Source organism: Streptomyces sp. SID13666 (assembly GCF_010548325.1).
Taxonomy (GTDB): domain Bacteria; phylum Actinomycetota; class Actinomycetes; order Streptomycetales; family Streptomycetaceae; genus Actinacidiphila; species Actinacidiphila fildesensis.
In genome coordinates, this window is the sequence record NZ_JAAGLX010000016.1 from 120165 (window position 1) to 132232 (window position 12068).

The 12068-nt window shown below is 69.7% G+C and carries 7 protein-coding genes; 4 read left to right on the forward strand and 3 right to left on the reverse strand.

Translation table 11 applies throughout. The features are described 5' to 3' along the window. Positions 1-22: 22 nt before the first annotated feature. Entirely contained in the window at positions 23-757 is a 735-nt protein-coding gene (locus tag G3I60_RS21795; protein WP_164295073.1) for a response regulator transcription factor, read from the forward strand. After that, a complete protein-coding gene (locus G3I60_RS21800; protein WP_164295074.1) occupies positions 754-2181 on the forward strand; it encodes a cell wall metabolism sensor histidine kinase WalK in 1428 nt (475 codons plus the stop codon). Before G3I60_RS21795 ends, G3I60_RS21800 begins: the two co-directional genes overlap by 4 nt. Positions 2182-2203: 22 nt before the next feature. On the opposite strand, the gene G3I60_RS21805 is transcribed toward G3I60_RS21800, so the two are convergent. The 3 genes from G3I60_RS21805 to G3I60_RS21815 form a co-directional block, all read right to left on the reverse strand. Continuing rightward, positions 2204-2839, reverse strand: a complete 636-nt coding sequence (locus G3I60_RS21805; protein WP_164295075.1) for a hypothetical protein — start codon at positions 2837-2839, stop codon at positions 2204-2206. Between the two features lie 7 nt (positions 2840-2846). After that, positions 2847-7457 carry an RHS repeat-associated core domain-containing protein gene (locus tag G3I60_RS21810; protein WP_164295076.1) on the reverse strand — a complete coding sequence of 1537 codons (4611 nt, stop codon included), beginning with the start codon at positions 7455-7457 and terminating at the stop codon, positions 2847-2849. A gap of 188 nt (positions 7458-7645) precedes the next feature. Beyond that, a complete protein-coding gene (locus G3I60_RS21815; RefSeq protein WP_164295077.1) occupies positions 7646-9457 on the reverse strand; it encodes a bifunctional UDP-sugar hydrolase/5'-nucleotidase in 1812 nt (603 codons plus the stop codon). Positions 9458-9709: 252 nt separating this feature from the next. On the opposite strand from G3I60_RS21815, the gene G3I60_RS21820 reads away from it, so the two are divergent. Together G3I60_RS21820 and mshD are read left to right on the forward strand one after the other, a co-directional pair. Further along, on the forward strand, positions 9710-11008 hold the full coding sequence (locus G3I60_RS21820) for an MFS transporter (RefSeq protein WP_203673451.1): 1299 nt from the start codon (positions 9710-9712) through the stop codon (positions 11006-11008). Positions 11009-11112: 104 nt separating this feature from the next. Next, positions 11113-12042: a mycothiol synthase gene (mshD, locus tag G3I60_RS21825; RefSeq protein WP_164607641.1), complete on the forward strand. Its 930-nt coding sequence runs from the start codon at positions 11113-11115 to the stop codon at positions 12040-12042. Positions 12043-12068 lie beyond the last annotated feature (26 nt).

Consider the following 12068-nt stretch of genomic DNA (forward strand, 5'->3'; position numbering starts at 1 on the left):
CCACCACGAGGTCGCGACCCCCATGAGCCCCGGCGAGAACGGCGAGGCCCCCGCCCGCATCCTGATCGTCGACGACGAGCCCGCCGTACGCGAGGCGCTGCAGCGCAGCCTCGCCTTCGAGGGCTACGACACCGCCATGGCCGCCGACGGCATGGCGGCCCTCGACCAGGTCGACGGCTACCGGCCGGACGCGATCATCCTGGACGTCCTGATGCCCCGCATGGACGGCCTCACCACCGCCCGCCGGCTCCGCGCCACGGGTGTGACCGTGCCCATCCTGATGCTCACCGCCCGCGACACCGTCGGCGACCGCGTCACCGGCCTCGACGCGGGCGCCGACGACTACCTCGTCAAGCCCTTCGAACTCGACGAACTCCTCGCCCGCCTCCGCGCCCTGCTGCGCCGCAGCTCCTACGCGGCCGCGGCGGCCGCAGCCGACGAGGACAACGCCCTCACCTTCGCCGACCTCCGCATGGACACCTCCACCCGCGAGGTCACCCGCGCCGGCCGCCCCGTCGAACTCACCCGCACCGAATACACCCTGCTGGAGATGTTCCTCGCCCACCCCCGCCAGGTCCTGACCCGCGAGCAGATCCTCAAGTCCGTCTGGGGCTTCGACTTCGAGCCCTCCTCCAACTCCCTCGACGTCTACGTCATGTACCTCCGCCGCAAGACCGAGATCGACGGCCTCCCCCGCCTCGTCCACACCGTCCGCGGCGTCGGCTACGCGCTGCGGGCGCCGGACGGCAAGTCATGAAGCGGTTGCCACTCCGTTCGCGGTTGGCGATCCTCACGGCGGCCGCGGTGGCGGTGGCGGTGGCCGCGGTGGCACTCTCCTGCTGGCTGATCACGAAGCAGCAGCTCACCGAGCAGCTGGACCGGTCGCTGCGCCAGGCCGACGCGGTTCCTCAGATCTCGCGATCGATCAACCAGAACGGATGCTTGGCCACCCCGCCGGTGCAGGACGTCGGCCCGGGGCGATATCCGTTCATCAACACGAACAACACATCCGCCCAAGTGGTCCAGCCCAACGGCAAATCGTGCTGGGTCGAGGGCACCGCCGCCTTCCCCGTGACGAAGGTCGACCAGGCCATCGCCGCTGATCCCCTCAAGCCCGATGGCACTCCGCATGCCGTCACCCACAACGTGACGACCGCGGACGGTACCGAGCTGCGCGTCTACACCATGGGCACCAACCTGGCCCTCGGCCGACAGCCGCTCGCCCTGTCCGTGGCCCGCCCGCTGTCCGAGATCACCGACCCCCTGAACACCCTCGCCTGGGTCCTGCTCGCGGTCGCCGGCATCGGCGTCCTCGGGGCCGGCGCCGCCGGATTGCTGATCGCCCGGGCCGGGCTGAAGCCGGTCGACCGCCTCACCGAGACCGTCGAGCACATCGCACGGACCGAAGACCTCAGCGTCCGGATCCCCGTCGAAGGGGAGGACGAGATCGCACGGCTCTCAGAATCGTTCAACGCGATGACGGCCGCACTGGCATCGTCCCGCGACCGGCAGCAGCAGTTGATCGCGGACGCGGGGCACGAGCTCCGCACCCCGCTCACCTCCCTCCGCACCAACATCGAACTGCTGGAGCGCAGCGAGGCCGCCGGGCGGCCCATCCCCCCGGCGGACCGTAAGGCGCTGCTGGCGAGCGTGAAGGCGCAGATGACGGAGCTGGCGGCGCTGATCGGCGACCTTCAGGAGCTCTCCCGCCCTGACGGGGAGCCCACGCTCCAGGTGGTGGCCTTGCACGAGATCGCGGAAGCCGCGCTGGAACGGGCCAGGCTGCGAGGGCCCGATCTGGCGATCCGGGCCGAGCTGGCGCCCTGGTACGTCCGCGCGGAGCCGGTCGCTCTGGAACGCGCAGTGGTGAACCTGCTGGACAACGCGGTGAAGTTCAGCCCGCCGGCCGGCTCGGTCGAAGTACGGCTGGACCACGGCGTGCTGACGGTCCGCGACCACGGCCCCGGCATCCCCGAGGACGAACTCCCGCACGTCTTCGAGCGCTTCTGGCGCTCCCCGTCCGCCCGCAGCCTGCCCGGCAGCGGCCTGGGACTGTCCATCGTGGCCCGCACCGTCCAGCAGTCCGGCGGCGAGGTGAGCCTCCGCCCGGCCGGCGGCGGCGGCACCGTGGCCACCGTCCGCCTCCCGGGCGCCCCCAAGGCCCCGCCCGGCCTGACATGAACCGGGACGACCACTGGCGTCGTCAGGCCTCCGCCACATCCCAGCCCCGATGCGCGGCAACATCGGGGAGCGCACGGGTGATCTCAGCGGCCAGCTCACGGCTGACCTCACGCAGCCGGGTCAGATCGAGATCGCCCGTGCCTCCCGACCCGTTGTCGCGGATCGCTTCGAGGACCGTGCGCTGAGCGTCCAGCGCGGCGGTGTGCAGCGGGCCCGGTTCCGGCAGCGGGTCACCGGCTCTGACGACGCGCGGCACGCTACCGGCGAGCACCCAGTCGAATTCGGAGAGCACCGTCTCCACCGTCTGCCCTGAGAGTTCGCCCTTGCCCGGGTCAGGTCTCATGGAGGCGGCGAGAGTTCCGGCGATGAGGGCCAGGGAGTGTCCGGCATAGAACTCCTGCCGGTCGGAGTCGTCCTCATCCAGCTCCGGTGCGACCTCCAGCTCCTCCAGCGCTTCCACGCAGTCGTCCTCGTCCGCCCGGCCACCGGCAGCCTCCCAGCACAGTTCGAGCAGTTCCTCGAACCTCTCCTGGAATTCGGCGTTCCCCAAACCCCTGTAGAGCGAGGCCGCCTGCTCCGCGCAGGAGGCGCAGAAGGCCACGATCGATTGATCCGAGGCTTGCCTCATCGGCTCGATCACATCGATGTACCGGCTCACGTGCTTGTCAGTCCTCTCTGGACCAGAAGAGTGTGAAGGGGGAGTTCTGCGCGGCGTGGCCACGTATTCCCTCTCCACCTATATGAACACCCGGCGTGTCAATCAACTTCAGACAGATGTCGTTGCAGAAGTTCCTTGAGGTTCCGCCGTAGACCGCGAACTCGTGTGGGCCAAGGTTATTGAGGATCCCCTCCTCCGCATGGCCCGCCGCCTGGAAGAATTCTTCTCCCGGCTTCAATGTCCAACCCGCCGGCATTGCGCCACCACCATTGATCCCGATTCTGACCGAGAACTTCTTGGTCACAGAATCGAATACCCCGATTGCTGCAGTGGTGCCCCTCTCATGTGCCATCCAATAGTCATTTCGCATGGATTGTAGCTCTTCGGCCCGATCGAGAGCGAGGAGCGCGTCATCCTGGGTTCCGGGGCTCGGTTCCGTGCACGACAGGCCGAGAACATCGGCCCAGTGCAGTGGGTTGGGCACATACGCGAAGGGGTTGGGCGACGGTGCGAGGCCGAGCGGGTCCGGCGACTGGTACCGCGCGGTCTCGGGGTCGTAGTACCGGTTGACGTTGTAGTGGAGCCCGGTCTCCTGGTCGTAGTACTGCCCGGGAAATCGGAGCGGGCATTCGGCCTGTTCCCCGGATTCCGGTGCGAACCGGACACCCCACAGAGTGCTCAGGTTCTGCCATACGACGGCACCCGCTTCGTCCACAAGCTCGGTTGGGGTACCGATCAGATCGGTGACGATCGCGTAGAAGCGCTCGTCCACCTCGTCCTGGGACGTGTATTTGTCTGTCTGCGCAAGGGGGCGGTGTGAGTTCGGCGCCCAATCCCACGTGGTGGAACGGCCGGTGCCTGAATCGTGTTGTTCCGCGAGACGACTGCCGTCCCAGACGAAAGTGACACTTTCCAGAATGCTTCCGTCGTCCCCCAGTCGCTGCTTGGTCGTTCGTCGGCCCAGGGCGTCATAGGTGTAGTGCCAGTGGGTTCCGTCCGGTGTGCTGACATCGGTCAGCCGGTCCTCGACATTCCAGGTGTACGTCCAGGTGCGGCTTCCTCCTGAGAGGAGTTTGCGACTCTTTCTGACGACCCGGCCCTGGCTGTCGTATTCATAGCGATTGCGGCCCGCGCGCCTGAGCAACGTGCCGGCCAGTACGCGCTCGCCGAGGCCGTCTCCGCCATCGGGCGACGCCGCGTGGACGACATTGCCCGCGCTGTCATAGGCGTAGGTCTCGTTCCAGTTCTCGGCCGCCACGCGGGTGACCCGGCCCCCCTGGTCGACATCGAAATGCCGTCGGCCACGGGTGAGTTCATCGATATCCGACAGATATCCATCGGCCGAGTACTGATAACTCCGCTCCTGAAGCGGGCGCGCGGCCTCACCCGGGACCGAAGCGCTGACGCTCTGGGACGTGAGACGGTGGTTGGCATCCCATTCGTGGGTGAACCGGAGACCGGCACCCACCCGGCGCTCGACCTCCCGACCCGCGGCGTCCCGGTCGAAGTCCAGGATCCGGCCGGCCGATCGCAGCGTGGACAGTTCGCCATTGGCGTCCCACTCCCACGCACTCGTCGCGCCCGACGGTGTACGCCGCCCCGTGCGGCGGCCGAGCAGGTCGTATTCGCTGGTCAGAGTGCGGTCATCGCTGGTGGCGGCGAGGATCCGGCCGAGTCCGTCGTAGGTGAAGGACAGGTCGACGTCCTCGTTGACCGCTTGGAGCACACGGCCCACCGGGTCGTAGGCGAATGTGGTGACCGAGTCATCGGTCTCCTGGGCCACCGTCCGTCCCAGCGCGTCGTGCCGGAACCGGACGGTCTGGCCAACGCCGTTCGTCCGGGACGTGAGCTGACCCGCGGCATCGCTGGTGTAGTGGAGAGTCCTGCCGTTGAAGTCCGTCTCGCTGACCAGGCGGCCGACCATGTCGTAGGTGTAGGTCCACCTGAGGTCCTGCGCGTTGACGACGGACGTGAGCCGGAGCTCGGTGTCATAGGAGAAATCCAGATGTGCGCCGTCCGGTGTGCTGCGGCGCTTCGTCAGTCCGAACTGGCCGCAGACGAAACGCGTCGCCCGGCCGGCCGCGTCCAGGTGTTCGACGAGGTTTCCTTCGCCGTCGTACGCCCAGTGCTCCGCGGACCCGTCCGGAAGCTCACGCCGGGCGAGCTTCCCTTCCGTCGTCCAGGCGAAGCACGTGGTGCCCCCGACCGGATTCGCCGCTCGGGTGACGCGGCCGAAGGCGTCACGGACATAGCGGGTGACGGCGCCCAGCGGATCCACGACAGTGGTCGGAAGACCCGCCGCGCTGCAGGTGATACGCGTAGTCCCGCCCAAGGCGTCGGTGACCGCGGTCAGGCGTCCCAGCGAGTCGTGGGAGTACCGCGTCGTCGCACCCCCGGGATTGGTGATCGAGGTCCGGTTGCCGCGGTCGTCATAGGTGTAGTGCCAGGTCGCGCCGTCCGGCCCGGTGATGGTGAGCGGCTGGCGCAGTCCGTTGAAGGTGGCTCCGGTCGTGCTTCCGTCGGGCCTGGTGATGCCCGACAGGTTCCCTGCACCGTCATAGGCGAACCGGGTGGTCCGGCCCAAGGGATCGGAGCGCGAGAGCAGTCGGTTGTCGCTGTCCCATTCGCTGAGCGTGGTGTTGCCCAAGCTGTCGGTCTGAGCCGCGATCTGGCGCAATGCGTTGTGCTGGTAGGTCGTCGCGTTCCCGAGCGAGTCGGTGTACACCGTGGTGCGGGCGTCGACGTCATAGGCGATGGTGCAGTCGAGGAAGCTGTCCGCACCGAAGCCCTGGACACAGCGGTTCTCGTCGTCGTACTCGAAGCGGTACCAGTTCCCGTTGCGGTCGGTCCGCTGGGTGATACGCCCGTCGCCGTCGTACTCGAAACGGTGTGGCAGTCCGGAGGAGTTGATGATCCCGGCCAGGTCACCGGCTGCGTCGTAGCTGTAGCGCATGACCGTCGTACCGTCGGGACCGCCCGAACCGGCCAGCCGCAGACCGATGACGCGGCCGTCGGCGCTGTCCACCGCTATGTGATAGCCGGCGCTGTGCCGGACAGCGGTGGGAACACCGTCCGGTCCGTAGTCGAAATCGATGCGGTGGCCATTGCGATCGGACATCGACCGGATCGGGAGGGTCATCGGACCGTGCGACAACTGCAGAGGCGCGAATCGGCGGGTCCATCCGCCGGCCGGATCCGTTATGCGAATCTCTCCCCCGGCCTCGCCCTCCCATACCAACGGCCAGCGCGGACCATGAACGGGGAGGACCGCCTCGCCCGGCCTCGGTACCGGGTAGGACAGCAGCATCCCGTCATCCACAGCGCAGACGATCCCGTCGCCGTCGACCTCCAGTCGCTGATCGAGGGTCGACGCCCAGGAGCGGCCGAACCACCTGCCCGCCCGATACGACGACAGGTGCGTGCGCTGGAGCACGAGCGGCAGGAGCCCGGGAAGATCGACATCCTTCTGCGCCAGCACCATCTCGCCGGAGACCATGTCGACGGGCTCGCCGTTCTTGCAGCGCCCTTCCATCGGCTTGGCAGCCTTGACCTCATCCTTGGCGCCCCTGCGGAGCGACCCCGCGAGGTCCTTCACCGCCTGACCGCCCTTGCGGACGCTGTTGGCGATGTTCTCCAGGGCCTTGCCGCTCTTGAGGAGGGCGGGCAGGTTCTTGGCCATCTTGAGCAGGCCGCCGGCGGTGGTCAGTCCCTTGAAGCCGGGTATGCAGTCCATCGCGGCGAACAGCACGTCCCACAAGGAGGCTTTGCCCTGGGCGTATTTGATGAGCGTGTCGGCAAGGACGACCAGCGCCGCGGCGAGCACGATCCAGGCGAGCGGCCCGCCGATGATCATCACGATGATGCCGAGGACCGCGACGATGACCTTGCAGACGGCGACGATGTCGTCCCAGTGGTCGGCGACCCAGTCGACCGCCTTCTCCCACCAGTGCTTGTTCTTGATCCCCGCGTCCGACGCCTCGTGCAGCGCGTGCTCCGCCGTGCTCGCGGCGGTGTCCCGCAGATGGGCGGCCTGAGCCGCGAGCTCCTTGGCGGCGTCCAGGCGCTGCTGGGCGTCGTGCACCGCGGTGTTCGCGGACTTCTGGGCGTTCGAGGCGTCCAGCGCGTTGCGGGTGGCCGTGCGGACCTCCTCGGCAGACGGCGGCTCCACGCCCGGCTTCGGATCGCCCTGGTACTCCTTGGACTTGTCGCCCGCCCGCTTCACCCAGTCGTTCACGTTCGTCTGCGTCGTCTTGGCCGCGTCCAGGTCCTGCCGTGCGGTACGACCCTGCGCCAGTGCCCGGTCGGCGTCCGCCTGCGCGGTCTCCAACTTCGGCCAGTACGTCTCCAGCGCCCCCGACGCCAACCGGTAGGACTTCTCCAGCTTGGTCAACTCACCGGGCAGATCCCCGAACTGCTCCCGGTACGCGTCCGCCGCCAGCCCGGCCCAGTCCTGCACCGCGTTGTTGCCGCTCAAGCCCTTGACCGACCGCAGCGCCGACGAGACGTCATCCGCGAAGTCCCCTAACTTCCGGGCGAGTTCCTTCACCTCATACGGATCACCCGGCACCGGATCCCGGTCCAGATCCAGGACGTGCCAATCCGTCGGACGTTTCGTCATGCCATGCCCCCCGTGCATCGAAGTCCCGTTGCGCGCACGTCACTCTGCAGTCATATGACCTTACTGACCCATGCGCGAACCCTGCGACCCCGAGCAGCAGAAGGCCCGGGTCGCGGAAGGATGTCCTTCCGCGACCCGGGCCCCTGTCGCGGTTAAGCCCGCGTCTCCCAACTCCACGTTGGGCGGTGCTACTTGACGACCGTGATCCGGTCAGCCGCCGGAGGCACAAGCGGCGCCGCAGCCGACGAGTTCGCCGTCAGGTAAGCATTGAGCGCAGCGAGGTCGTCCCCCCCGACGAGCGGGTTCTTCCCAGCGCCAAGAGCAGCGAACCCGTCCCCGCCACCCGCCAGGAACGAGTTCATGGCGACGCGGTAGACACCGGCCGGATCGATCGGAACCCCACCGAGCTTCACGGTGTCCGCGACGACGCGGTCCGCGCCCGTCTTCGTCAGGTCGAGCGTGTACGTCAGCCCCGACGAAACCTGCAGGATCTTCGGCGAAGCCTGGTTCGCCCCGCTGACCTGCTGCTGCAGAGCGGTGATGACCTGAGCGCCGGTGAGATCCGCGAGGTTCACCGTGTTGCTGAACGGCTGGACGGCGAAGCCCTCCCCGTACGTGACGACGCCGGGGCCCTCGGTACCCGAGGGCGCGTAGACGAGGTCGGTGCGGATGCCACCGGGGTTCATGAGCGCGATCGACGTCTTGGGGTCGAGGGTCTTGCCGTAGGCGAGCTGCGCGTCGGCGATGACGTCGCCGAGCGGCGACTCGTTGCCGTCGGCGTCGTTCGCCTTGACGTCCGCGCTGATGTAGCCGACCGTGCGGTTCGCGACCGGGGCGGCCAGCGTGCGCCAGTGGTCGACGAGCTTGGTGAGGTCCGCGGCCTTCGGCTGGACGCGGTCCACGACGTGGTTGGAGCCCTTGACCGACGTGCGGACGATGTCCTGGGTCCTGCGGTCGTACTTCATGTCCAGCTCGGTGAAGAGCCGGCCGAACGAGGACGCGCTCGTCACCAGCCGCGGGTTGCCGGCCGGGTCGGGGATGGTGCAGACGTAGGCGTTGTGGGTGTGGCCGGTGACGAGGGCGTCCACGTCGGCCGAGGTCTTCTTGGCGATGTCGACGATGGGCCCGGACAGCCCGGAACCGGCGCCGCCCGCATCGCAGTTGTAGTTGTACGCGGGCGACGCGGGGAAGCCGCCCTCGTGGATGAGCGCGACGACGGCGTTGACGCCCTTGCGCTTCAGTTCCTTCGTGTACTTGTTGATCGTCTCGGCCTCGTCGAGGAACTTGAGGCCCTTGACGCCGTCGGCGGAGACGATGTTCGGGGTGCCCTTGAGCGTGACGCCGATGAACCCGACGCGCACGCCGTTCACGTTCTGGATCGAGTAGGGCGCGAGCAGCGGCTTACCGGTCTTCTCGTTGACGACGTTCGCCGAGAGGATCGGGTAGTCCGCTCCCTTGAACTTCCGGCCCTTCTCGTAGCAGCCGTCGGTCGGGTGGCAGCCGCCGTTCTGCAGGCGCAGCAGCTCGGTCCTGCCCTCGTCGAACTCGTGGTTGCCGACGCTGGTGACGTCCAGGCCGAGCTTGTTCATCGCCTCGACGGTCGGCTCGTCGTGGAAGAGCCCCGAGATCAGCGGGCTGGCCCCGACGATGTCACCGGCGGCGACGGTGATCGAGCGGTCGTGGCCCTTGCGGGCGGTGCGCAGGCTCGACGCCAGGTACTCGACGCCACCCGCGTCGACGGTCTTCGTGGTGCCGTCGGCCTGGAGTTCGGTGACCCGGCCGGACGAACCGGCGGGCGGCTCCAGGTTGCCGTGGAAGTCGTTCAGCGCGAGCAGCTGGAGGTCGACGGTGCGGCTGTCGTGGCCGCCGCCACCGTGGCCGTTGCCGCCGTGACCGCCACCGTAGCCACCGTGGCCGCTGTGCGCGGGCGCGGCGGCGGCGAGCGCGCCGATGGCCGCGAGCCCCGCGGCCGCGGCGGTCAATCTACGTGCCAGAGACATGGGTTCCCTCTGCGTCCTCAAGGTAAAGAGCCGTCCAGGTGTGGCCGATTCGGGGAGCCTAGGGTCAACGCGCGTAGCGCGACAGGCGTTCGAGGGTTAAAAGCTGATTTCGACTCGCGGAACTCCGCGGAGCTCCAGCGGCCGGCCGACCGTCCCGCCGACGCGCCGTCCCAGAATGCGAAACACTCTGTCTCACCATGCAGTACGGCGGCATAGTTGTGTCCACCACCGACCGAGGAGGCGCACCCAGCGATGCAGACGCCCAACTCCCCTCAGCCACCGGCCCGGACGCTCCCGCCGACGTCCCCGCTGACGCCCCCGCAGGCGAAGCGCTGGCTGATGCTCGCCCTGGGAACCGCCGCGCAGACCTCGGCCTGCGCGTTCGTCTACGCGATCCCGTCCCTCGCCGACGAGCTGCGCTCCGCGGAGCACCTCACCCTCACGCAGGTCGGCCTGCTGGCCGCCTGCCCGACGGCGGGGCTGGTGCTGGCCCTGATCGCCTGGGGCGCCGCCGCCGACCGCTGGGGCGAGCGCATCGTCATCTCCTCGGGGCTGGGGCTGGCGGCCGTGCTGCTCGGGGTGGCCACGACGATCGGCTCGATGACCGCGTTCGGCCTGGTCCTCGCCCTGGCGGGCGCGGCCTCGGCCTCCGTCTACTCGGCGAGCGGCCGGCTGGTGATGGGCTGGTTCGGCGCCGGGGAGCGCGGGCTGGCCATGGGCATCCGGCAGACCTCCACCCCGCTCGGGATGGCCATGGCGGCGCTGACGATGCCGCCGATCGCCGCCGCGTACGGGGTGCGGGGCGCGATCGCGTTCCTCGCCGCGCTCTGCGGGGTGATCGCGGTCCTGATCGCCGCGTTCGCCGCCGACCCGGCCCGCGCCGCGAGGAGCGCGGGGACGGCCGTCCGTACCGCCAATCCGTACCGCGGTTCGAAGGTGCTGTGGCGCATCCACGGCTCCGGCGCACTGCTGGTCGTCCCGCAGTTCACGGCGGGTGCCTTCGCGCTGGTGCTGCTGGTCGACGCACGCGGCTGGTCGCCGGTCGCGGCCGGGCAGCTGGTGGCGCTGGGCCAGGGGCTGGGCGCGGTCTCGCGGATCGTCGTGGGCCGCTGGTCGGACCGGGTGGGCAGCCGGATGCGGCCGATGCGGCAGCTCGCCCTGATCACCGCCGCGGTCATCGGGGCCACCGCGCTGACCGCGGCCTTCCCGTCCCCCCTCACCGACGTCGCCCTGGTCCTGGCCATCGGCATCACGGCCAGCACCAACGGGCTGTCCTTCACCGCCACCGCCGAGGGCGCCGGGCCCGCCTGGTCCGGACGCGCGCTGGGCATCCACAACACCGGCCAGAACCTGACGGCCGCCCTGGTCCCGCCCGTCATCGGCGCCCTGATCACCGGCGCCGGCTACTGGCCCGGCTTCGCCGTCGCCGGAGCCGCGGCCTGCCTCGCGGCCGTCCTCGTTCCCTCCCGTGATCCGGTGGCCGGCGGAGCGGACCTGTCCACGGCGCACACCACCGCGTTCGCAGGTGCCGGGGACCCTTCCCAGCGGTAACGGGGGAGCCTCGCAAGCCTTACCCCGCCTTCGGCGGGGGCGCCCGTCCACCAGGCGATGCCTGGGCCCCCGCTATCCGCCGGACAGGCTCTACGCTCGGGTTCATGACCGACGCCGCGCAGCCCAGCACGCCCACCCGCCGGATCGAGACCGTGGACGCGCTCGCGCCCGACACCGCGCGGGACGTTCTCGCGCTCCTCGGCGAGGCGGCGGCGGCCGACGGGCAGTGGGCGGTCTCCGAGCAGGGCCGGCTCAATCTGCGCGGCGGCGCCCGCCCCGGGGTGCGGCACCTGCTGCTGTACGTGGGCGACGAGCTGGCCGGCTACGGGCAGCTCGAGGACACCGACCCGGTCGAGCCGCCCGCCGCCGAGTTCCTCATCAGCGCCGCCCGCCGCGCGCACGGCCACGGCCAGGCGCTCGGCCGGGCGCTGCTCGACGCCAGCGGCAAGCGGCTGCGGGTGTGGGCGCACGGCGGCCACCCGGCCGCCCGGCACCTGGCCGTACAGCTCGGGCTGAGCCTGTTCCGGGAGCTGCGGCAGCTGCGCCGCCCGCTCGACGGCGGCCCCGCGCTGCCGGAGCCGGTGATCCCGGCGGGTATCACCGTACGGACCTTCGTCCCCGGGCAGGACGACGCCGCCTGGCTGGCGGTGAACGCGGCCGCGTTCGCCCACCACCCCGAGCAGGGCTCGCTCACCCAGCGTGACCTGGACGACCGCGAGGCCGAGCCGTGGTTCGACCCGGCGGGCTTCTTCCTCGCCGTCCGCGGGGACGACGTCGTCGGCTTCCACTGGACGAAGGTGCACCGCGCGGACCGGCTCGGCGAGGTCTACGTCGTCGGTGTCCACCCGGACGAGCAGGGCAGCGGCCTGGGCAAGGCGCTCACCGCGATCGGCCTGCGGCACCTCGCGGACCAGGAGAAGCTGCCCACCGCGATGCTCTACGTGGACGCGGACAACATCCCGGCCGTCACCGTCTACGAGCGGCTGGGCTTCACGACCCACGAGACCGACCTGATGTACCGCACGGAGAGCTGATCGCGAAGGACCGTACGCCGTCCCCG